The organism is Parendozoicomonas callyspongiae (assembly GCF_023502345.1).
In the GTDB taxonomy this organism is placed as follows: domain Bacteria; phylum Pseudomonadota; class Gammaproteobacteria; order Pseudomonadales; family Endozoicomonadaceae; genus Sansalvadorimonas; species Sansalvadorimonas callyspongiae.
The window spans coordinates 43,668-67,552 of the sequence record NZ_JAMFLX010000015.1; the positions used below are offsets into that span (position 1 = coordinate 43,668).

The 23,885-nt window shown below is 46.2% G+C and carries 18 protein-coding genes; 13 read left to right on the plus strand and 5 right to left on the minus strand.

What is annotated here, in order from left to right:
- Positions 1–678 precede the first annotated feature (678 nt).
- Positions 679–1,623: a hypothetical protein gene (locus tag M3P05_RS11965; protein ID WP_249699897.1), complete on the plus strand. Its 945-nt coding sequence runs from the start codon at positions 679–681 to the stop codon at positions 1,621–1,623.
- 298 nt (positions 1,624–1,921) lie between these two features.
- The gene (locus tag M3P05_RS11970) at positions 1,922–2,842 is read left to right on the plus strand and encodes a hypothetical protein (RefSeq protein WP_249699898.1); all 921 of its coding nucleotides are present in this window, start codon (positions 1,922–1,924) and stop codon (positions 2,840–2,842) included.
- Between the two features lie 105 nt (positions 2,843–2,947).
- Here M3P05_RS11970 and M3P05_RS11975 read toward each other — a convergent pair whose 3' ends face one another.
- Complete coding sequence (locus M3P05_RS11975; RefSeq protein WP_249699899.1) at positions 2,948–4,750, minus strand: aminopeptidase P family protein; 1,803 nt, start codon at positions 4,748–4,750, stop codon at positions 2,948–2,950.
- Between the two features lie 420 nt (positions 4,751–5,170).
- On the opposite strand from M3P05_RS11975, the gene M3P05_RS11980 reads away from it, so the two are divergent.
- From M3P05_RS11980 to M3P05_RS12005, 6 genes are all read left to right on the plus strand, one after another.
- Positions 5,171–5,590 (plus strand): MarR family winged helix-turn-helix transcriptional regulator, encoded by a 420-nt coding sequence (locus M3P05_RS11980; protein WP_249699900.1) that lies wholly within the window; start codon positions 5,171–5,173, stop codon positions 5,588–5,590.
- Between the two features lie 75 nt (positions 5,591–5,665).
- Positions 5,666–7,276 (plus strand): glutamate--cysteine ligase, encoded by a 1,611-nt coding sequence (gene gshA / locus M3P05_RS11985; protein WP_249699901.1) that lies wholly within the window; start codon positions 5,666–5,668, stop codon positions 7,274–7,276.
- A complete protein-coding gene (locus tag M3P05_RS11990) occupies positions 7,276–9,075 on the plus strand; it encodes an ABC transporter ATP-binding protein (protein ID WP_249699902.1) in 1,800 nt (599 codons plus the stop codon). Before gshA ends, M3P05_RS11990 begins: the two co-directional genes overlap by 1 nt.
- A complete protein-coding gene (locus M3P05_RS11995) occupies positions 9,075–10,910 on the plus strand; it encodes an ABC transporter ATP-binding protein (RefSeq protein WP_249699904.1) in 1,836 nt (611 codons plus the stop codon). Before M3P05_RS11990 ends, M3P05_RS11995 begins: the two co-directional genes overlap by 1 nt.
- Positions 10,911–11,122: 212 nt before the next feature.
- The gene (locus M3P05_RS12000; protein ID WP_249699906.1) at positions 11,123–12,580 is read left to right on the plus strand and encodes a glutathione synthetase; all 1,458 of its coding nucleotides are present in this window, start codon (positions 11,123–11,125) and stop codon (positions 12,578–12,580) included.
- 228 nt (positions 12,581–12,808) lie between these two features.
- Positions 12,809–15,322: a hypothetical protein gene (locus tag M3P05_RS12005; RefSeq protein ID WP_249699908.1), complete on the plus strand. Its 2,514-nt coding sequence runs from the start codon at positions 12,809–12,811 to the stop codon at positions 15,320–15,322.
- 201 nt (positions 15,323–15,523) lie between these two features.
- Here the strand turns inward: M3P05_RS12005 and M3P05_RS12010 are convergent, their stop codons facing one another.
- Entirely contained in the window at positions 15,524–16,672 is a 1,149-nt protein-coding gene (locus tag M3P05_RS12010; RefSeq protein WP_249699909.1) for an alpha-hydroxy acid oxidase, read from the minus strand.
- Positions 16,673–16,843: 171 nt separating this feature from the next.
- On the opposite strand from M3P05_RS12010, the gene M3P05_RS12015 reads away from it, so the two are divergent.
- The 5 genes from M3P05_RS12015 to M3P05_RS12035 all read left to right on the plus strand — a co-directional run bounded on the left by M3P05_RS12015 (position 16,844) and on the right by M3P05_RS12035 (position 20,087).
- A complete protein-coding gene (locus M3P05_RS12015; protein ID WP_249699910.1) occupies positions 16,844–17,266 on the plus strand; it encodes a VOC family protein in 423 nt (140 codons plus the stop codon).
- Positions 17,267–17,278: 12 nt separating this feature from the next.
- Positions 17,279–17,746, plus strand: a complete 468-nt coding sequence (locus M3P05_RS12020) for a GNAT family N-acetyltransferase (RefSeq protein ID WP_249699911.1) — start codon at positions 17,279–17,281, stop codon at positions 17,744–17,746.
- Positions 17,747–18,011: 265 nt separating this feature from the next.
- Complete coding sequence (locus M3P05_RS12025; RefSeq protein ID WP_249699912.1) at positions 18,012–18,350, plus strand: hypothetical protein; 339 nt, start codon at positions 18,012–18,014, stop codon at positions 18,348–18,350.
- A 622-nt stretch (positions 18,351–18,972) separates the two neighbouring features.
- A complete protein-coding gene (locus tag M3P05_RS12030; RefSeq protein WP_249699913.1) occupies positions 18,973–19,470 on the plus strand; it encodes a GNAT family N-acetyltransferase in 498 nt (165 codons plus the stop codon).
- A gap of 110 nt (positions 19,471–19,580) precedes the next feature.
- A complete protein-coding gene (locus M3P05_RS12035; RefSeq protein WP_249699914.1) occupies positions 19,581–20,087 on the plus strand; it encodes a GNAT family N-acetyltransferase in 507 nt (168 codons plus the stop codon).
- A gap of 171 nt (positions 20,088–20,258) precedes the next feature.
- On the opposite strand, the gene M3P05_RS12040 is transcribed toward M3P05_RS12035, so the two are convergent.
- Genes M3P05_RS12040 through M3P05_RS12050 form a run of 3 tightly spaced genes read right to left on the minus strand, consistent with a single transcriptional unit; the run spans position 20,259 to position 23,745 of the window.
- Positions 20,259–20,990, minus strand: a complete 732-nt coding sequence (locus M3P05_RS12040; RefSeq protein WP_249699915.1) for a fumarate reductase iron-sulfur subunit — start codon at positions 20,988–20,990, stop codon at positions 20,259–20,261.
- Positions 20,987–23,026: a fumarate reductase flavoprotein subunit gene (locus M3P05_RS12045; protein ID WP_249699916.1), complete on the minus strand. Its 2,040-nt coding sequence runs from the start codon at positions 23,024–23,026 to the stop codon at positions 20,987–20,989. Before M3P05_RS12045 ends, M3P05_RS12040 begins: the two co-directional genes overlap by 4 nt.
- A gap of 20 nt (positions 23,027–23,046) precedes the next feature.
- The gene (locus M3P05_RS12050) at positions 23,047–23,745 is read right to left on the minus strand and encodes a hypothetical protein (protein WP_249699917.1); all 699 of its coding nucleotides are present in this window, start codon (positions 23,743–23,745) and stop codon (positions 23,047–23,049) included.
- Positions 23,746–23,885 lie beyond the last annotated feature (140 nt).

The window sequence follows — 23,885 nt, forward strand, 5'->3', positions numbered from 1 at the left end:
CGTATTGGTGGTTGTTTCAGAGCATTGCAGGATCAAAGCTACCTGCGGAGTCATGAGGGCATGATGAATGAGTGCTGTACTCGAATCATGCTTGAGAGTGGGGGTGAATGAACAAGCGATGCCTAACAGACCCTTAACCTGATGGAGTCGCAATACTAACCGAAACTCTCGGCAGCAAATGGTATATTTTTTACTGTCTGATAACTATGCAACTGGTATGAAATTAGTCAGTTACCGGTAATCTTTACAAGATGACCAGATTTTATTTTTGAAATACATCTTAAGCAAGGATATTTATTGAAACCATGGTCTCATTAATGGTGAGGGCGGTTGTTTGATCCTAAATGGTGAAACAGTACAATCAGCTACGGTCATCAGTGTGCCATAGCTCTTCATGGCAGGGCCGTAAAGGGTCTCACGTTACAATAATCCGCTTTTTGCAATAGCTTTCCGGATCTTTGCAATATTCATATATTAAAAATGTGGATGAATAAAGTTTGCCAGAGTAGACCAGGGACAGGGCAGTCATGTGATACGAATTCAACTTACCATCTTGTTAGAGATGTTATCGGAACTATCAAAAATAATGGTTATCCAAACATTAGATGAATAAGTGACTTGGCTAAATTTAAGCCAGTCTTGATGACTCAAAATAATATTTCATAGGAGATTTAAACTATGGATATGAGCAATAAAGCCTGTATTAATAAGAGAAATTATTTTTTAACAATCGTGTTATTTGTTATTTCTATTTCGTTTCCACCTGTGGTGACGGCAGAGTCTGAAGAAAACACGAATGTAATAGTATTAAATATAGGTGAGAATATAACTGTAGATCGATTGAAAGGTGAGAAAGTAACTGTACATCGATTGATAAAGGTATTAAATCGAGTTGGACGTCAACTTGATTCAAATATTAATGCACTTTCTGATAATTTGGAAAATTTCGATGAGAATTTTATCGATGAAAATATTAAGGGTGTATCAAAGGTTTTATTTTTTTCTCAGAGAGGTGTTGAAGTAGAAACAGTCATGGAAGATGGTAGAAAAGCACTCGAAAATCTAAAGAAAACCAAAGATGTTATCGATCACTGGACTGCTGTTGCGGCCATTCCTGGTGAAAGCCGTGTGAAATTTATGGAAATGCTTGGTAAATATCCTAAAGATTTTTATTCTTACGTATCTAAAATTTTATACAAGCCAGGGGGGAGGTTAGATAGTTATGGTGACGCTCTAACGTTTCTTGCCATGGCTATTGCTACTTATGAAACCTGGATGATAGTTGAAAAAACAGGAAATATAGACGAATACGGCCAGCTAATTGGTTACGCTTCTCTTATTGTTCCTTCAAATAATGGAATTATAGCAAAAAGTCTTCATGAAAGTGAACTTAACTACTGGCCTCGAGGTAATGAATTCAAATATTATGGTTATTTGAATTCATCCAGCAAAGTGCATAGCTATACAATTGTGAGGGATAAAACCCCCCCATATCATCTTAGTTTAATAAAAGACAGGGTCAGAGGTAAAAGCTTTCGCTCTTCTTACTGTGGTCAAGAACGCTGTACTTTCCCGAAACAGCAAAAAAAACGTGATATAGAGAAATTTGAGACAGGATTGTAAACGTTTATTAATCCTGAATTCCTCAGTCAGGAGCTGTATCTTTCCATTTATCAAGAAGCATACAGGAAGAAAAGGGGCTGTCTGAGCGACAGCCCCTTGTGCTTTTATCCGCGAGTCAGCGGGCTGGTAGCCATGTCTTATCCCGTTTATTCGGGGGAATTCAACTTACCATCTTGTTAGAGATGTTATTGGAACTCTCAAAAATAATGATTATCCAAACATTAGATAAATAAATGACTTGGCTAAATTTAAGCCAGTCTTGATGACTCAAAATAATATTTTAGAGGAGAATTAAATTATGGACGTTAATAATAAGGCCTGTATTAATAAGATAAATTATTTTTTAACAATCGTATTTTTTGTTGTTTCTATTTCGTTTCCACCTGTGGTGACGGCAGAGTCTGAAAAAAACACCAATGTAAAATCATTTGATATGGCTGAGAATATAACTGTATATCGATTGATAAAGGTATTAAATCGAGTTGGACGTCAACTTGATTCAAATATTAACGCACTTTCTAGTCATTTGGAAAATTTTGATGAGGATTTTATCGATGAAAAAATTAAGGGTGTATCAAAGGCCTTATTTTTTTCTCAGAGAGATGTTGAAGTGGAAGCAGTCATGGAAGATGGTAGAAAAGTACTCATAAATCTAAAGAAAACCAAAGATGTTATCGATCACTGGACTGATGTTGCGGCCATTCCTGGTAAAAGTCGTGTGAATTTTATGGGAATACTTGATAAATATCCTAGAGAATTTTCTTCTTACGTATCTAAAAATTTAATCGAGCCAGAGGTGGAGTTATATAGTTATGATGACGCTCTAACGTTTCTTGCCATGGCTATTGCTACTGGTGAAACCTGGCTGATAATTGAAAAAACAGGAAATATAAACGAATACGGCCAGGTAATTGGTTACACTTCTCTTATTGTTCCTTCATATAATGGAGTTTTAGCAAATAGTGTTCATTCAAGTGAACTTCACTGGCATCCTCAAGGCAATGAAGAATTCAAATATTATGCTTATTTGAATTCATCCAGTAACGTGCATCGCTATAAAATTATGAGGGATGAATCCACCCCACATCATCTCTTTGGTGTAATAAAAGACAGGGTCAGAGGTGGAAGCTTTCGCTCTTCTTACTGTCGTCATGAACGCTGTACTTTCCCAGAAAAGCAAAAAAAACGTGATATAGAGAAATTTGAAACAGGATTGTAAACGTTTATTTAATCCTGAATTCCTCAATCAGGAGCTGTATCTTTCCATTTATCAAGAAGCATACAGGAAGAAAAGAGGCTGTCTGAGCGACAGCCCCTTGTGCTTTTATCCGCGAGTCAGCGGGCTGGTAGCCTGCTCAAGCCATGTCTTATCCTGTTTATTCAGGGAGGGTGCGATTTTTTCAAAGACCTGGGCATGGTAGTTATTCAGCCACTCGATCTCATCATCACGCATCTGCTCTGCAACCAGAAGACGCTTGTCGAATGGGGTGTAGGTAATAGCTTCCAGCTCCAGCATGGACGCTGCTGTTCCGGTTACTTCACGGACAACTTCCACGTTTTCCAGGCGAATGCCAAAACCATCTTCCTTATAGAAGCCAGGTTCATTGGTCACGCACATGCCGGGTTCCATGGCTCCGCAGTTATTACTTGGGTTAATGCGGGGAGGGAACTCGTGAACAGACAGGAAGTGACCAATACCGTGGCCGGTTCCGTGGTCGAAGTTGAATCCTTCTTTCCACATTGGCTGACGGGTCACAGTATCAAGTTGTACCCCGGTGGTACCAGGCATAAAGCGGGCGCTGGCCAGGCTGATATGAGAACGCATAACCAGAGTGACCATACGACGTTCTTCGTCAGTCGCATTGCCAACCTTGATAGTCCGGGTGATATCGGTAGTACCGGATACACCATTGGCATTATTGTAGTGACCGCCACTGTCGATCAGGTACATGCCATCAGAACCCAGCTTGCGGCAGTTCTTGGGATCGTGGTTGTAGTGAACGATGGCTGCGTTGGAACCCAGCGCAGAGATGCTTGGGAAGGATGGAGCAATAAAACCTTCAACACCCTGGCGGAATTCCAGCAGCTTGGCAGCCAGAGTTTCTTCATCGTTGGGGTTACCAGCTTCTACTTCGCGATCTACCCAGGCCAGGAAGCGGCACATGGCAATACCATCCTGGATATGGGCAGCTTTCATGCCTTCGATCTCTTTTTCATTTTTGCAGACGCGGGCACGGGCACACAGGTTCATATCTTCAACAACGCTGACACCGGCATCGTGCAGCAGGTTGAACAGGCCTGCATTGGTCTGGGCCGGATCCAGCTGAATACGTTGATCAGCGCTGATTTTCTCTGGCAGAACAGAGAACAGGGCGGTGATATCGTAAACATTCACACCTTCGCCAGCATGATCAGCAAAACCTTCCGGTAGGCGGGCGGTATCAATAAACAGTTCCAGTTCGCCGTTGTTCTTGAACAGGCCAAAGCTCAGTACACTGCGTACATAAGGGATATCGCTGCCGCGGATATTGACCAGCCAGTTGGTATCTTCGGGTTGGGTCAGCAGGGTAGCATCAAGCTCTTTTTCCTGAAGACGTTTCGCCAGAAGATGACGTTTCTCAACACTGGACTGGCCGGCATTCTGAAACAGTTCGATAGCAGAGGAAGGGGCGGCAGGGCGATCTTCCCAGAACAGATCTACAGGGTTTTCCTGCAGGCTGACAATTTCAAATCCTTTGCCGGTAAATGCCTTTTCTGCGTTCTTGTACCAGGAGATACCAAACAGGGATGCGTCCACTGCAATACGGGCACCGGCTGACAGGTTGTCCATGGTCCAGTTCAGGTGGCAGTCATTGTTGATGTGCAGGTACTGGAAGATATCAGCAGGAACCTGCTGCTTGACCTGAACGGTGAAACGGCCATCTACAAAAATACCGGCAGTATCCTTGGTGATAACCACCATGCAGTTCTCACCATGAAAACCGCTCAGCCAGGTAACACGGTGAGCATTTTCCGGTTGATACTCGCCTAGGTGAGGGTCAGCTGTTGGCAGCAGAAAAGCGTCTAGGTTGTTGTCGGCAAGATATTTCCGAATGGCTTCAACACGCTGGGCTATGGTGGTGCTCATATCATTCCCTTACTGGCGAAACAGATCAGGCTTTAGGTTGATGCTGACAGGATTGCAGATCAGCTCATCAGCCTGATTGTAGATGTAGATATATCTAGAAGAACTGGCAGACAATAAAGCAGAGCCGCTAAGAATGGAAATGCCCAGGTCAGCTAATTCAATAACTGGCGAAAAGTTAATAAATAACTTTTTAATAACAGTTGTAGGTATCTCTTTACTCTGTCGAAAAGCATCTTTAAAGAAAATTTTCAGCTGTGTTCAAGATGAAATCTAATCGCTTATAACTTCACTGAATTGCTGAGGTCTGCGGGAGAAAATATTGGCTTCTCCATTTAGTTATTAGCTTATTCTGTTTTTGGTTGACGCTGTCAACTAATCTGATGTCTAATACTATCTGAACAAAATTGCTTAGCCCGGTTTATGGCCCAAGACCTGAAAGAAATCTGTTGCGATCTGCATGAGCTGGCTTTTTATTTCAGCAATCTCTGCTGTCATGGCGAGTCCTGTGAAGATTTCTCACTACTGGAATTCAAAGCCCTGCGTTATATCTCCGCACATGAATGCTGTCCTGTGCAGGCCATTGGCCAATCCCTGCGAATGACCAAAAGTGGTGCAACACGTCTGGTATCGCGCCTGGTAAAGCGCGGGCTGATTGAACGCAAGGTTTGCTGTGAAGATGCCCGTATTCGCCTGTTAAGCATTACCCCCGCTGGTCGGGAGTGTATGGACTCTGTCGCTCAATTCCAGAGACAGCGTATTGCTTCAATGCTGTCCCGAATGGAAGGAGTGGACTGCGAGCAGGTTCATACCGTGTTACGTGCTCTGGCCAGAGCCATCTGACACTTTTTGTGAGTATTTTTTTACCTATATGGTTGACGGAGTCAACCATTTGCAAGAGCCGCAGCTGAAAACATCATGACTTCAGATAGCACTACTCGTCAGGAAGCTGGCATCACACGTCGTCTGCATCAGTTGAAAGGTGATGTGTCCTTTTTCTCAGATATACGTCGTGGGATTGAAAAAGAGACAGTTCGCACAGACCAACAGGGCGCGCTGACTCAGAAGGCGCACCCCAAGGCTCTGGGCTCACCGCTGACTCATCCCCATATCACCACTGACTTTGCCGAAGGGCAGATTGAATTTGTGACACCTGCTTTCAGGCAGAGTTCAGAAGCACTTGGTTTTCTGCAAAATCTGCATGGCTTTGCAGCCGGTCATATTGCTGATGGTGAGATGCTATGGGGAGCTAGTATGCCACCGGTTCTGCCAGATGAGAGCCAGATTAAGCTTGCACACTATGGCAGCTCCAATGCCGGGAAACTGAAGACACTCTATCGAACCGGTCTTGCCAATCGCTATGGCAAAGCCATGCAGACAATCTCCGGGATTCATTACAACTTCTCTCTGCCAGATAGTTTCTGGGAGGAGCTGCATAAAGCTGAAAATAGCACTCTTTCGTTTGATGATTTCAAATCAGAAGGGTATTTCGGGCAGATTCGTAATGTGCTGCGCCATGGCTGGATGATTTCCTATCTGTTTGGCTCTTCACCTGCTGTTGATAAGTCCTTTGTTGCAGGCCGGAACCATCATTTGCAAAGTCTGGACAGTGAAACACTTTACCTGCCCTGGGCAACTTCACTACGCATGAGTGATCTGGGTTATACCAGCAGCGCCCAGTCCAGCCTGAATATCCGTTACAACAGCAGGGAAGAGTATCTGGCTGATCTGCACTACGCCCTCTCTCTGCAAAGTGAGGAGTACAGTCAGCTCGATGCCAGCCAGCAGATAAACAGCAGTGTGCTGCAGCTGGAAAATGAACTTTATGGCTCTATCCGTCCCAAGCGTATTCATGATTCGCTGCGTCCACTGCATGCCTTGTGTGAACAGGGCGTGGAATATATTGAACTGCGCAGTCTGGATATCGATCCCTATCTGCCTCTGGGGCTTGATCAGAACACCAGCCATTTTCTGGATATGTTCCTGATTTACTGTGCACTGTCTTCCAGCCCGGATATCAGTGCCCATGAGCAGAGCCTGATTAGCCGCCGTCAGACACTGGTTGCTGAAGAAGGGCGCAGACCGGGGCTGAAATTACCCATGTGCTCTGGAGATCAAAGTCTGTCCTCCGTCGGTTCGCAGGTTATTGATGAAATGCGTCCTCTGGCTGAACTGCTGGATAAAGCGAACAGCACAGATGATTTCTCAACAGCACTGGAAGCTCAATCGGAAAAACTACTTAACACTGGATTAACGCCATCTGCACGACTGCTGGCTGACCTTCGTCAACCACAGCGCAGTTACCGGGATTTGATTATGGAGCTGTCCCGGGAACATATGGGATTATTCAGAAACACCCACATTGACAAAGAATTGCAGGATCGTCTGGAACAGATGGTTTCAACTTCTATCGCCCGGCAAAAGCAGATTGAAGCTCAGGATTCCATGAGCTTTGAGGAGTTTGTTGCTGCGAAAAACAAAGATATCAAATGCTGCTGTGAACATGTTGCAATACAGGAGGCCTGTTAATGAGCCTGCTGTGGAAACTGCGGCATTACCTGAAAGAGTACTGGGTGAACTACCTGGTTGCCTTTATTGGTCTGCAGACCGTGGCCCTGCTGAACCTGACTCCGCCCTGGCTGATTGGCCGGATTGTTGATGAGATCAGCAAGAAAACCCTGACTGCCAACTTTCTTATCTGGCACCTGACCGCCATAGCTGCAGCGGCTGTTGCCATGTATCTGCTGCGCTGGTTCTGGCGAACCCAGCTATACGGCTCTTCTATTAATCTGGCCAAAAAAATGCGCAGCGATCTGTTTGCGCATTTCACCCGCTTGTCACCGTCTTTTTATCAGCGTCACAGTACTGGCGATCTGATGGCCCATGCCACCAATGACCTCAATGCGATTGAGCAGGCGGCTGGTGGCGGCATTATGACCATGGTGGATTCCCTGATCGCTGGCATTACAGTGATGGGGGGAATGATACTGGTGGTGAGTGGCAAGCTGACAATGATGGCCCTGCTGCCATTTCCGCTGCTTGCCTATTTTACCCATGTGTTTGGTGTCAACCTGCATAAACGTTTTGGGAAGTCTCAGGCCACATTCTCATCCTTGAACGAGGAAGTTCGGGAAACAGTATCCGGAATCCGTGCTGTTCGTGCTCACGGTATTGGTAAACGACAACAGAGCCGTTTTAACAAGCTGACCGATGACACTCTCGAAGCCAATATGGCCGTGGCCCGGGTTGATGCCCTGTTCTGGCCGACCATTACCGTTATCTACGGTATGTCATTTGTGATTACCCTGGGCTATGGCGCCTGGATGATTAGCCAGGGTCAGTTAACTGTAGGTCTGCTGACCAGCTTCACTCTTTACCTGGCCCAGCTGCTGGGGCCGATGCTGCAGTTTGGCTGGCAGTTTAATGTTTTCCAGCGCGGCAGTGCGTCCTGGGAACGTCTTGAAAAACTGTTTGCCCAGCAGCCTGATATTGTTGATGGTGAACAGGAACTGGCGGGAACCAATGCCGGTGATATTCGTTTTGAGGTTAAAGAGTTCTCTTACCCGGAAGCGGATTATGCATCACTGAAAAATATCAGTTTGAATGTTCCGGCAGGAGGTTTTGTCGGTATAACCGGACGTACCGGTAGTGGCAAGAGTACTCTGCTGAAACTGGTACTGCGGCACTTTAATCTTGGCAGTGACTCATCTATCACCCTCGGTAATCATCGGGTTGAAGATCTGACCCTGGAATCCCTGCGCAGACATATTGCCTGGGTTCCGCAGCAGTCGATGCTGTTCTCCGGCACTATCGCAGAAAATATTGCCTTTGCCTGCCCGGAAGCAACTCAGGAAGAAATTGAACGTGCTGCAGATATGGCTGGAATCAAGGAAGAGATTGAAGCCTTCAGGGATGGTTACCAGACCATGCTGGGTGAGAACGGTATCAACCTGTCAGGCGGCCAGAAGCAGCGGGTAAACCTGGCCCGGGCACTGTTAAGCGATGCCGATATTCTCCTGTTGGATGACCCATTCAGTGCGCTGGATATGAAGACCGAAGCCCGGGTGTTGAAAAACCTGAAGAGGTTCTACAGCCATAAAACCATCCTGCTGGTGACCCAGCGTCTGCCAGAGCTGGTAGAAGCGGATTGGACAGTCGTGCTGGAGCAGGGTGAGATTATTGAACAGGGTAACCACAAGGCTCTGCTCAGTCATAACGGCTGGTATGCACGTATCTTCCGGCAACAGAGTCGTCGCAGCGATAAAGAGCAGGACAACACTGAACTGCTGTCCGGTGTCTCAGCTTCCCTGGCAGGAGGTGCCGCCTGATGACCAAGGAAACCATGACACAGGATTCACAACCATCTTCCTTTAAGCGTCTGCTGGGTTATGCCAGCCCGCATAAACTGCTGTTCTTTAAAGCTATGGGTCTGCTGCTGGTAGCAACGGCAGCAGAGATGACCATTCCATGGCTGATGAAGATCATGCTGGATGATGTCATTGTTCCCGGGCTTGCTTCTGGTAATCAGGACTGGAAGGTTCTGGGCTTTTTGTGCGCGATGATGCTGGCACTCTATGCGTTCTCGTCATCCCTGCAGTACCTGCAGGAACTGAGTTTCCAGCAGGGTGCTCTGTCAGTCGTAAACGATATCCGTCGTAAGCTGTTTGGGCACCTGCTGAAGCTGCCCATTGGCTTCTTTGACAAAATGCCGGTGGGCAAGGTTGTCTCCCGGGTAACAAACGATACTGAAGCCATGCGGGATCTGTTTGTTTCGGTGGTGCCAACAATTTTCCAGGGTTCCTTCCGTATCCTGGGAATCTTTATCGCCATTGCGCTGCTTGATTTTCACTTGATGCTGCTCAGCCTGATCCTGATTCCAATCCTGGTCAGTGTTATGCAGTTGTATCGCAGACTTTCTGCTCCAATCTTTGATGGTGTGCGGGAACATCTCAGTGATATCAATACCCATATCAGTGAATCCCTGCAGGGCATGCGTTTGATCCAGGCGTTTAATCAGCAGGGTCACAACCGGGAAATCTTTGAGCAGAGCAATGAAGCCTGGCGTCACTTCCGCAGGAAATCTGTCGGTATGGACAGCCTGCTGTTGGCACCGTTTACCCGTGTGCTGGCTCTGTTTGCCACAGTTATGGTGGTTGGCTGGTTTGGCCGGGCATCCTGGACCAGTGTTGTTGAGATCGGCACCATTTACGCCTTTATCAATTATCTGGAGCGGTTCTTCGAGCCTTTCCGGCAGCTTTCGATGGAACTGAGCAAGCTGCAGGTTTCCATGGTTTCTTCTGAACGGGTTTTTGAGGTGCTGGATGAAACGCCCGAACAGGAGATGGAATCCGGTAAAGATGCTCATGTTATCTCACAGGGCAGTCTGGCATTCCGAAATGTCAGCCTGAGTTACGATGGTAAACATCAGGCTCTGGACGATATCAGCTTTGATGCACCTGCCGGGAAATTCACTGCCATTGTTGGCCATAGTGGCAGTGGCAAGAGTTCAATAATCAATCTGCTGATGCGTTTCTATCAGCATCAGAAGGGTGAGATGCTGATTGATGGGCAGTTGTTGTCTGAACTGCCTGATCATCAGCTACGCGAGATTTTTGGTCTGGTGTTGCAGGAGCCATTTATCTTCAGTGGCAGCCTGAAAGACAATATTGATCTTGCCAACCCTGATATCGGCAGCGATAAGGTTATTGATGCTGCGGAGCAGGTGCAGGCGTCACGCTTTATAGAACGTCTGTCTGATGGTTACGATCATCAGCCCGGTTATAGCGGACAGTCGCTATCTATTGGCGAACGTCAGCTGCTGGCTTTTGCCCGCACCATGGCCCATGACCCCCGAATTCTTCTGCTGGATGAAGCTACAGCCAATATTGACAGTGAAACCGAAACACTGATCAAGCAGGCTTTGCTTAACCTTCGTCATGGCCGTACTACTATTGCCATAGCGCACCGCTTGTCTACTATTCGTGATGCTGACCAGATACTGGTTATGGAGCAGGGCAAAGTTGTGCAGCGTGGTACGCACGATGAGCTGATTGCCCAGCCCGGACATTATCTTGATCTCTATCTGGCACAGAAGATGGAAGAAGAAATCCGTGGCGAAGGTCATCGCGCCAGTGACTCTGATCTGCAGGCAGAAGTCGCTTAAATCAATATGATCGGGGAAGGCTGCAGATCTTTCCCGGCCTCTTCGGCTTAGGTTCTGTTGGCATAATTTTGTGCGATTCAGTGGCTCAGAAAGCCGCTAATCACAAGAAAGGCTTGCGAAGGTGTAGTGGTTCTACATCAAGCAAGCCTGGCGCTGAATGCACAAACTTATGTCAACAGAACCTAATCAAGGCACAGGAATGGAGCCTGAATATGCCCTTTATTCCCCATCCGGAACTTCCCTCTCAGGTTATTGATGAAGCCTGTGAATGGGCCATGATGCATGGCATGGCGATGAAAACCAGTACCGGCACAGCCCGGCACTGTGCGTTCAGCCTGACTCCGGTTGCAATCAAACGTGATGTTTTCAATGGGCTGAAGGCAGCGACGCCTTTGATTGCCCGGCTTATTCACAATGTTTCGGAAGACCACGCTTTTGTTCAGCAAATCATGAAAGATGTGAGTCAGGCAGATCCATTTTTTGGACGGCTGCTGAAGCTACACAGACAGATTCATGGTGGCAGTTCACAGAGAATTGAAGCTCCTCGTCAGCCACTGCTGATGATGCGGACTGACTATATGGACGGCCGTGTTCAGGGGCCCAAGGTGGTCGAGTTTAATGGTATTGCTGCTGGTATGGGGCCTTTTGGGCAGCGTATTCATGAACTTCATACTTATCTGCAAAACCAGTGGGGCGAAGCCTTCCAGCACTGGGCTGACAGCGATGATGGTGAACTGGCTTTAAATAACTGCATGAATGAGCTGGCCAGTGGTGTTGCACAGACTGCAAAGCGTATACGCTCAGAAGCCGGTGATTGTGGCCAGCCAGTTTTTCTGATGGTGGTTCAGGACAGTGAAGATAATGTCTATGACCAGCATCTTCTCGAAATGGAGTTGCAGAAGCTTGGTGTGCGCACGGTGCGTCGTACCTTCCGCCAGCTCCATGACCAGCTTTATACCGGAGGCAATAACCGGTTAATGCTGAAGGATATCGGCAGTCTGGATGTTGTTTACCTGCGGGCCGGCTACCAGCTCTGCGATTACCAGTCGACAGATCTCCTTGAAGATGAGTGCTGTGAGGCCTTGTCCCAGACCCGGGTATTTATTGAGAAGCATGCGGTGGCCGTTAATGCCACTGTCAGTCAGCAGCTGGCCACCAGTAAAACCATGCAGATGGTTCTAACCATGATGCCGCCGGAAGAGCTGACCCGCTGGGGGCTATCACTCTATGAAGCCGAAACCATCCAGGAGTATCTTGCTGATATGTTGCCTGTTACATCCGATACCGCTAAATGGTTTGCGGAAAAAGGCGATCCCGACCAGTGGGTTCTGAAAAATCAGGGAGAAGGTGGCGGTCACTGTGTATTTGGTGAAGATATTCTGCCCGCAATCAAGGCCATGCCGGAAAGTGCGTTCAAGGCATGGGCACTGATGCGAAGACTGTACCCCCATGAGCGTCAGCGTCCGGCACTTGCTGTGCGTGATGGTTATACCAAAGAGGTTAACGATCTGATCAGTGAGGTTGGCCTGTTCACTATTCACTTCAATGGTGAACCTTTGACTGACCAAAATGGTTATGCGGGATACCTGATTCGAAGCAAACCATCGACAGCAACAGAAGGCGGTGTCCATAGTGGGCAGGGAATGCTGGACTCGCTACTTCTTGTTTGAACCTCTTCATAAAACGCTAGACGACATATGATTTATAATATTTGGATCTATTGCACGGTACTAAACGATCTAAACTGTGTGCCGTGCAAGGTTATCCAATAACAAAACAATAACCCTGTAAGCCTTAGAAGCTGTCTGAAAAGTCCCGTAGCAGTAGCAGCGCACGACTTTTCAGACAGCTTCTTATAGATACCTTTCAGTTCAGGGGGAAGGCTGAAAGCCTCGTGTATGCTACCTAAGAAAGTACTAATTGTTATTTCAGGGATTATGTTTGCGGTTGCGATAAGTGTTGCAAAAGCAGGAGGGGGTGATGGTAGTAGCAGTGTTAAGGCTAGGCCAAAATCCCTTCCGGCTGATTTTGAGTCATATTTTATTAATCTCAAACTGTGGAAAAGTGAAGATGTGATTGATGGTAGTAACCGCTGCCAGTCTCCCCTTACGAAGAATGTGCAAATGGAATTATTGCAAGAGATATTATTTGAGTGCGCAGATGAAACAAAGAAGCTGTTGGGGAGGGGATTGCCTGCTCCCCCTTTTCCAACAGTTATACCAGCCTCACCTTCTCTGGAAATTTCCCGGAAATTTGACAGTTTAGTTTCAACCAGCCAGTCGGGGATTTCATCTCAAACGTCTGTTTCAGATAATTCAGATAGCGATTGCATGAGGGGTGATTTTAACAGTTCTTCTAGTTGTTCCTCTATAGATGTCCGGGAAAATGATGGTGTCACTTCACAAGACAAAGGTTTCGAAACACTTTTGGCTCAGGCATTAGATGAAAAGAGTACGAAACCCCTTCTTTCCAGAAGGAATGCAATGTTGGAGATACCTGCTTTAGATTATTCGAAAATTGTTCAATGGGGGATGCAGTCATCAGGGACGGATCATTTTGTGTTGCCTGTTTCTTGGGATATTACAACAAATGGAAAGTTATGGCAGCCAGATCAAAATGACGTATATGGAGACTTCAACAAGATAATTGCGCCTCTCACAAAGAATGAGTTTCTGCAACCTTCAACAAACGTCTACAAGGAGATTGAATTTGTTTATGGGATAGTGGTTAGAATCTTTGGCTGGAAAATGCCAGAACATTCTGGGGCTGGCCGTGACACGAAACCGCTTGCAGAGCTTCTGTTTCATTCGACGGGGGTAAAAAACAATAAAAAAAACAACCCTGTCTGGTTAAATAGCCTGCCAGCCAGCGCTGCAGAACCGTTTGCCCAGATTGTTCAAAATAATGTTCTTCCACTTTTGAGCGAATATGTCCAGAAGTTTCAGCCAGAGTTCCAGTTTTTTTTAAATAATGTTCATGGAAAAGATCTTGGAGAGACATTTGCCTTAATACCTGATAACAAAAAAGCTAAGTACATTGATTGCTATTTTAGTGAGCAAGGCTTGACTGTTGCTATATCCAGTTTTTATGGCAATACAGCGGGAGATTTGGGAGTCAGTGATGCTAATGTTGTCAGTACTCTGCAGCTAGAGTACGACTTTGCTGGCGGCGAAGGTAGTAATAGGGCACTTCGATGCAGTGGGGTTCATCTGTCCAGTCATTTCACAAATACTGAAAAGGGAAGGAGGTCTCAAAGGGATAGGACGAGAAGTAAGACGAATAGCTCAAGCCAAAGCTTACTGAATGCTGACAGAGCAAGCATGAAGAGGCGTTTATCTAGAGATCAATCTTCCTTGTTGGCAACCAGTAACAAAGAACAAGCACTTCCTCAAGATCAGTTTTGTGCACCAGTGTTTTCAGGCCTTCAGGCTGATATTGATTCATCTGCTGAAACAGTCAGGTTAATGCACTTTGATAACAAGCTTCTAGCCATTCGGGGTGTAAGTGTAATCAGTGCAGATAAACAAGAACAGATAACTGATGATTTTGTCGAATCTGCTGATATTTATAGCCTCCACCTTCTTGGGCTGCGTTCTCGTGATGCTCTTGAAACTATGCGAACAGATTTCCAAAGTTGGTATAAATCAAAAGTACTGGAACATAAAAAAGCCTTATCCGCTCTTAAATCTGGACATCCTGATTTTGAGGCGGAAGTCATTAAGGAAGTAAATCTTTCTAATGAAATTTTTGCGGAAATCAAAAGAGTTAGCCCTAAAATTATATTTCATTCTGGTGAAATTTCATTGCAAACCTATGAAGGCTTACAGAATTTGTTAAGTTTATATAAAGACATGAATAAACGTGCAGATTTGTGGTACCGGAAAGCCTTAGACTTGTATGAGAAATGCAAGTGTCAACCTATGTTTACTGATCAGCAAGTTCAGCAGCTGGTGATATTGTTCAATTCTATTGTTCAGGAAGAAAAGTATTTTAGGGGGGCGAGATCTATGCTTGGTAGTAAGGCGAGAACATTAGAAAGAGAAGTACAGAAAGTATACAGAGATGCAGGATTAATGTTTCTTGCCAGAGATTATCAATTTCAAGCACTGCTTTATTATCATGCCTTGATAACGAAGCTGATTGAACTGATCCTCACCAAGGGTGATTTTGGGACAGGAGAAATTCCTGTGCTGCTGGGTTTTTTGCAGCAGCAAGTTTTAAAGGACGATCTGCCGAAAGTTATAAAAAAAATAGTTAGTGATCTTGGGTACCAGGGTATTAGTGCCGATGACATTGAGTCTCTTGAGAGACTTGGGGAGCTTATCATCAGTTACTTTCCAGCTAGTGGTGGAGACGTAGAGGTTCGAAGAGTTATGAGTGTCTGTTTGTCAGGGCTTCGTTTAAATATATAGAGATTTTTTTGGGTTGAGGCTCTTCTGGCTAGTTGATGAAAAGGATCAAACAACTTTTCAGTATCTAAATGCATTACAGTGGGTTTGCTATCGTTTCTTGTGGAAATCTTGTGATCATTGACCTTGCTCATAGAACCCCTCTGGAGTAAACAGTATCTACTCATCCTTCATTCACGGAATTTCTCCAGGTTCCGATTGCGCTTAACGAAAACGAAGGTTGGACGGCTTAAGGTCAGAGATTGACCTGCACCCCATCAGTTTCATGTCCCGAATCAGCTCATTCTGCAGATTCTGAAGCGCTCTCTCCACGCCAGGCTGACCAGCAGCTGCCAGCGCATACAGGTATAGCCTTCCTCCTGAGCAGGCTTTTGCCCCGAGGGATAAGGCCTTAAGAATATGTGTACCCCGGCGTATGCCTCCGTCACAAATTACATCGATTCTGTCCCCTACGGCATCTACAATTTCTGCGAGCTGGTCAAAGGGGGAGCGTGAGCCATCCAGCTGCCTGCCGCCATGATTGGAAACCATAATTCCGGCAGCTCCAATATCGACAGCTCTTCGGGCATCTTCAACCGACATGATCCCTTTGAGAATCAATGGCTTTCCCCAGTATTGAATGATTTCCTCGGCTGCCTGCCAGTTCATGGATTGATCCAGCATGGTGTTGAAATAATTGGCAACAGAAAGTGGAATGCTGGAACCCTCTTTCACATATCCTTCAAGTTGCGGCAGGTGAAACCCGCCACAGCGTAAATAGTTGATTCCCCAAAGCGGATGAATGACATAGCTGAGCAGGCTTTTCAGGGTGAAGCGAATGGGTACCGTAAACCCTGTCGCCAGGTCTCGCTCTCTATTACCTCCCACGGAGGTATCAACGGTAATAGTCAAAACATCAAAATCTGCATTTTTACAGCGATCAATCATATTGCGGGTTAGCCCTTTGTCTTTATGAACATAGAGTTGAAACATCTTGGGAGTATGAATGGCAGCACTTATCTGTTCGATACTGGCTGTTCCTAATGATGAAAGCCCGAACATGGTGCCAAATTTCTCAGCAGCTTTACCGACCCCCATCTCACCATGAAAATGAAACAGTCTCTGCAGTGCCGTTGGAGAGAGAAGCAGCGGCATGCTTATTTTCTGCCCAACGACTGTTGTTGAAAGGTCAACCTCTTCAACACCGGCAAGAACACTGGGAACCAGGTCGCAAGAGTTAAACGCCTCAGTATTGCGGCGGCAGGTCATCTCATCATCTGCTGCTCCATCGATATAGTGAAAAATGGGAGATGGAAGCTTTCTCCTGGCCAGTTCACGAAAGTCATAGGTTGAGTGACAATCTTTCAATTTCATGGAGGACCAGTGATGCAGCTATTTGTTTGATTCTGATTTATAGCAAGAATTCGGTTGAGTTCAATCCACATAGGTATACTCTTGAGTCAGGGCAATAATCAGAAGCAAGGGCTATATTCTCGAGTTGGTCATTCAAATAAATATTGTCTGAAACTTATACAGGTACCATATATGAATATTCACTCTGTAGCCGGAATGGCTGTTATTTCTGCGGATACTGAATCCAGCGCCACCCTTTATTGTGATGTGATGGGTCTGGATATGAAGACCGAGGATGATTACCGCTATACCAATCAGCTTGATGGAGCCAAGCACTTTGGTATCTGGTCGTTAAATGATGCAGCCAATGCCTGCTATGGAACAGAACTGTGGCCGGATAACGTGCCAGTGCCGCAGACCACGATCGAGTTTGAGTTCAGAGATACCCAGGCAGTCGCGGATGCTGTGAATGAGATGAAAGAAAAGGGTTACACCTTTGTTCATGATGTTCGCATGGAGCCCTGGGGACAGACCTTAGCCAGGTTTATTAGTCCGGAAGGTGTTCTTATTGGTTTAAGCTATGCCCCCTGGCAGCATGGTGATGAACAAAAATAATTTGAGGACGTTGTGAAAATTCGAATTGCACTAACAGAGGATCTGAATGCCATCTGCTCCTTATCTGGGCAGATTAACAGCATGCATTTTTCCCATGCCCCAAATGTTTTTTCTATTCCTGAAGAGACAGAAAACAGAGCATTCTGGGCGGAAGAAGTAAACTCTGATAGTGATGTCTTTTATGTGGCAGAGGTTGAAGGGAAGATAGTCGGATTGATTACGGCACACATCACCAGAAACTCAGAACTCTGTTTTATTGCAAACCACCCTGTCTGCCGTATCGATACTGTCGTGGTGGATCATTCATGCCGTGGAAAAGGTGTAGGGCAGATGTTGATGGGGGCTGTTGAGGAATGGGCAAAGCAGCAAAAGGCCAGTGAAATTCGTCTGGAAGTCATGGAGTTCAACAAGAGTGCCCAGGATTTCTATGCAGCTGGTGGTTATGAAATCCAGTCACGCATTATGGCGAAAACAATTTGATCAGGAACAATGAAATAGAAACATGATGCAATTGATTGCACTTATTGCTTGAATCCAGCAATACTGGCTCAAGGAAGGTGATAGAAAATAATGGAGGTCATTTTGAGTCAACAATCTATGGAGAAATTAGTAAGGAGCACATATCGCGTTACTGGTGTGATCTGAATACGCCCTGATAATAAAAAAGGAAACAACCTGGTTGGGTCTTTCATTTGAGAAAGACAGGCCGGGCCAGTTGATGGGAGCATATCCCGAGGGAGGCGCTATGATCCGAATGGCTGTTGAGAGTGACCTGAGCCAGATTATGTCTATCTGGATGGATAACAGCACCGATAACCGGACTGATTATATTGGCAGAGATGATGTTCTATCCATCATCCAAAGCGGCGAGTTGGAGAACGAATGCAGACGACTGCTTGATCATACTTATGTCGCAGAGAATAAGGATGGTATTAGCGGTTTGGTCATTATTAGAGATGGAGCTATCGAGCGGCTGATGGTACAGGGAGATTATCAGGGCCTTTACGTTGGCGACTATCTCTATAATTTCGCGTTTTCCAAAGTTGGAAATCAACCTCAAGAAATAAAAGTTCTCACTGATTAGATGAAAATTTGAGTGAAAGTTTAGTGTGTGGCTATTTCTCTGTTTAATTTAAATGGCCACATGCTGAGTTAATTTATTTGTATTGTGGTTAAATTATTTTTGCTTGGTTTCTATAATCAATTTTATCTAAAAGTTTTTGTGTTTTCTTTTTGATTTTATTTTGATTTTTAATTATTGATCCTGGTTAACATTAACGGACGTATTGGTATTTTATTTCGCGTTTGAGTGCCTTCTTTAACTTATTGAAATGTAATACGGTTTTACAAATTGATCATGTTTCTGGCAGTTCACTTATTGTAGTGACAGCCGTAAAGATAAAATGATTGTTTAGGGGCGCGTGATGATAACACCAATATTGAGAACGGCCTTTTTACTGTCTTCTTTTATTACACTACCTGCAGGTGTTGGTAGTCATGATGTTAACGTCGTTTCAGACTCCCAAATTCATATTGCTGAGAAGTTTAGCCGGATTGAGGAGAAAGCGGTGTCCAGCTCTGTCCCTGTGTTCCAGGAATGGGAGCGGTGGGAGGTCTGGATTAGAAACTAACAGAAGTTATAACTGCCTGGTGTTCCCAAAGAAAGAATGGCAAACCGATACTGATAATAAAAGGAGAAGGTGTCTATGGATATCAAACTGTTGTCCACTGATGATTTAAACCATCTTTATGATTTTGAGTGTCGGAACAGGGATTGGTTTGAGCGTTTTGTGTCTCCCCGTAGTCCGGGGTATTTTATTTTTGAAGACTTCAAAGAAATTATCAGAGAATTATTGGAGGAGCAAAGTCGTGGCAAAATCCATATGTATGTGGCGTACGAGAATAGCCATATAGTTGCTCGTATTAATCTCACCAATATTGAGGATGGTGTGGCAGATCTGGGTTACCGTGTCTGCCAAAGTGTTGTGAGTAAAGGTGTGGCAACAGAGTCCGTGGCGCGGGTGCTGAATATCAGTCGTGAAGCCCATGGCATACGAAAGATCAATGCTAAAACGTCTAATGTGAACAAAGCTTCACAGGCTGTTCTAAAGAAAAACAGATTTACCCAGTCTCATACAGATACCGAAACTGTTGAGTTCAATGGTGAGTGTATCAATTATCTGTATTACGAAATTACAGTTTAATTTTTCAGAACGGCAGTCCCTTCCAAAGCATTTTGTTACCAAATGTGATGGAGGGGGTGTTTCATGTTAGAGTGCGTCAAAATCCGTATTCGGAAGGGAATAATGCTCGGATGTACCTGACAGTGGTGTCATCGGATGACTTGTGTCATTTGTATGACTTCGAATATAGAAATAAAGACTGGTTTGAGCGTTTTGTTCCACCCCGCGAACCGGGATACTTTTTCTTTGATGATTTCAAAGAGCATGTTGGCGAACATTTGGCTGAACAGAAGCGGATGAAGCTTCTGATGTTTGTCGTCTACCGGGATAATGAAATTATTGCCCGTGTGAATATCACCAATATCCAGCAGGGTGTGGCCGAGATTGACTACAGGGTTTGTCAGAGGGTTGCTGGTCAAGGGTTGGCAACTCAGGCTGTAAAGAGTGTTCTCGATCTGTGCAGGGACAAGTACGGCATCAACCGGGTTAATGCTATCACCACAGATAATAATGTGGCATCGCAGTCAGTCCTTTTAAAAAACGATTTTGAATTTTCCCATCGGGATAAAGATGCCTACGTTCTAAACGGACAGAGCGTGGACTTCGTCTTTTTTCAAAAGGCGCTGGGAACGGTTTAGAGCGTATATGCCAATTGGCAACGAACTGAAGTTTTTTCATATAACAGAGAAAAAGGTTGTGTATGGCCAGTCATAGATATCCACCTCATATTCTGTTTGTTCGCCCTGATAAGAAAGCCTGATTGATGAGATAGCCAGTATCCACTTAGTAGGGGATACTGGCTAGATGATCTAGATAATACGATCACTCATGCTGATCTTACGGCGCAGATACGCTATCTGCCCTTGGTGGTTAAGATCTTTCGGGCAGTTATCCTGGCAGCCCAGCAGAGTCATGCAGCCGAAGACGCCGTCCTCATCCCCAATAATATGGTAGAAATCTTCTACCTCTCTACTATCCCGGCTATCCAGTGCAAACCGTGCCACCTTATTAAAGCCAACGGCACCCACAAAGGTGTCACGCATCTGCGCTGTTGCACAGGAAGAAACGCAGCAGCCGCACTCAATACAGCGATCAGCCTCATAAATGGCTTCCGCTTCCTCCGATTCCATGGGGATTTCCAGAGAGTGGATATCGACCTCATGATCTTTGGGTTCCAGCCAGGCCTGCAGACGTTCAGATATTGAACGCATAAACTTGCCGGTATCGACAGAAAGATCACCAATCAACCCAAAACCAGGCAAAGGCAACAGTGTTACAATGCCATCTTCATACTGTTTGGTAAGAGTTCGGCATGCCAGTGTGGGAACTCCATTAATAACCATGGCGCAGCTGCCACAGATACCCGCCCGGCAAACAAAATCAAACTGCAGGGATGGATCCTGTTTCTCCCTGATAAGATTGAGTGCGATAAACACTGTCATACCGCTGGCTTCCTCCAGCTGGTATTCCTGTGTATAGGGTTTTATTTCTGGTTGCAGTGGATCGTAACGGAATATTTTAAAGGTCAGCTGGCGGCTCATGCGGCTTCTCCTGCTTTTTCTTCAACTTTGGCAGAAGCCTTCTCTTCACTCGGTGATTTGGCGGGACTCTGCAGTGCGGCAGGGGCAGGCTCTGCAACACGACGCTGGTTTTTAGGTAGATACTTGCCTGGCAGATCAAAAGGCATGGTCGCTTTCTGTCTTTCAAAGCGATCTCTGCTGTGCTCAGCAATTTGATTCACTTCCAGCTGGCGTTTAGCTGTATCCGGGTGAGGAATCGAGTTGTCTTCACCGTAACCTCGATAGCCTGGTGGTAATTCCATTTCCATAATATCCAGCTGCTCATATTCCAGCCGCAGAGTGTCATCCTTATTCCAGAATGCCAGAGTACGGTTCAACCATTCTGCATCATTGCGCTGTGGATAATCTTCACGCGAGTGAGCACCACGGGATTCTTTACGGGCTTCTGCTCCGGTTGCAACGGCCAGTGCAATCTTCAGCATCTTTCTTAGTCGCAGGGCCGCAACAAGTTCCGGATTGGCATGTTTCTTTCGGGTTTTAACGGCAATGTTTTCCGCTCGCTGCTGAAGGACTTTCAACTCTTCAACGGCTTCATGGAGAACCGGGCCGGAACGGAAGATGCCAACCTTATCCATCATCACCTGTTCCATGGCATGGCGAAGCTCGTAGACGTTCTCACCTTTCTGGCGTGAAAGCAGTGTCTCAATGGCCTGGTGCTCTTTGTTGATAAAGCTGGCAGCCAGTGAGCGCTCTCCCATGGAATATGTCTGGCAGGCATCGGCCACGTACTCGCCAACAATCATACCGGCGACCACTGTTTCAGAAACGGAGTTGCCCCCCAGGCGGTTAAAGCCATGCATATCCCAGCAGGCGGCTTCGCCAACGGAGAACAGACCTTTCAGGTGGGGAGCTTCGCCTGTTTCATTGGTGCGGATCCCACCCATGGAATAGTGCTGTGTTGGCCGAACAGGTATCCACTCTTTGGCAGGATCGATACCCAGGAAGTATTGGCAGATTTCCTGAACTTCCCGCAGATTCTTGTGAATATGTTCTTCCCCCAGCAGGGTGATATCCAGCCACAGATGGGGGCCATAAGGGCTGTCGACGCCTTTGCCCTTGCGCATATGTTCGGTCATACGACGGGAGACCACATCACGGGAGGCCAGCTCTTTTTTCTCTGGTTCATAGTCCGGCATAAAGCGATGGCCGTCTTTATCACGAAGAACACCGCCATCACCGCGACAGCCTTCAGTGGTCAAAATACCTGCGGGAACAATTGCTGTAGGGTGGAACTGGATGGCTTCCGGATTGCCAATGGCAACCTTGCCGGTTTCCATGGCGATAGCCTGACCTGTGCCTTCACAGATAATGGCATTGGTGGAAACAGACCACAGTCGTCCATAACCGCCCGTGGCAATAGTTGTTGTCCGGGCAAGGTAGGCAATGAGCTCGCCAGTCACCAGGTCTCGGATCACGGCACCATGACAGCGTTCATCATCATGGATAAGTGCAATTGCTTCTTTACGCTCATGGATGGAAATGTCCCGTTTGATAGCCTGGTCGCCAAGGGTATAAAGCATGGTGTGGCCAGTGCCATCAGAGGTGTAGCAGGTGCGCCATTTCTTGGTGCCACCAAAGTCACGGGCTGTAATCAGGCCATGGGCTTCGTCAGGTTCAGTAATGGTGACTCTTTTGGCATTAACAATGGCTTGGCGATCACCCGCTTTGACCCGGTTCCAGGGCACACCCCATGAAGCCAGCTCCCGAATGGCTTTGGGAGCTACATGGGTGAACATACGCGCCACTTTCTGATCACAGCCCCAGTCAGATCCTTTCACCGTATCGTGAAAGTGAACATCTTCATTATCACCTTCACCTTTTGCGCTGTTGCCCAGACTGGCCTGCATACCACCTTGGGCAGCCGCTGAGTGGGAACGTTTGGCGGGAATCAATGACAGGACAATAGTCTCAAATCCGCGCTCTTTGGCTGCGATAGCAACTCTGAGACCTGCCAGCCCTCCACCTATCACGAGGGCATCGGTATAAACAGTTTTCATATCAACACGCTCTCAAGAGTTTACAGAGGACTATAAGGAGTCAAAGGTGTTGGCAGTGAGGTTATGCCGGTGTAGTACCATACGATCAGGCTGGTCGTGCCCAGCAGGATCAGCCAGCAGGTCACAACTGTTGCACCCTTGAAAATCTTTTCCCGTGGCAGCTTGTCGCCGAACCATTTCATAGCCAGCCGGTAAACACCGATCAAAGCATGAATAACGGCAACGGGCAGCAGGGCCATATAAAGAAAGCCAAAGCCCTGTTCCACGATACGGAAGGCTGACAGATTCGGGTCTATCGAACCCGGATTCATAACAATACCGAGCAGGTGCACAGGGACCAGAAAAAACAGGACAAAACCGGAAACCAGCTGGAGCTGCCAGAGGTTGGTTTCACGCTGGGGAACGGTTTTGGAAAATTCTTTGAGGATTTTCCATTGTTTGTATTTAGTTGGGAAGCGACGAATTGCAGCAATGGCATGAACCATTAGAACAGCAAACAGACCCAGGCCGAAAACAACAATAACAGACGGGTAGCCATGACCGCTGGGATCAAGGAAACCGGCTTCCAGCATACGGGCAACTTTATAGAAAGCATCTTTTCCAAGCAGAATGCTGGATTCAAGGTGAAGATGAATAAACAGGAATCCGGCAAGAATGGCACCGGATAGACTCTGCCAGCGATCCAGCCAACCCGCCTGTCTGAGTTTTATCCTTTGCATGTTGTGTATTTCTCAAGGGTTTGTCAGGCATTCATAGCAATCTCTATGGATTGTGAACCCATTATCCGACTGCATACCGTACGATCGTTTTGATTTGAATCAGCGAAGGCTTGAGATAGGGCGTAATAACTGCTTTGTTA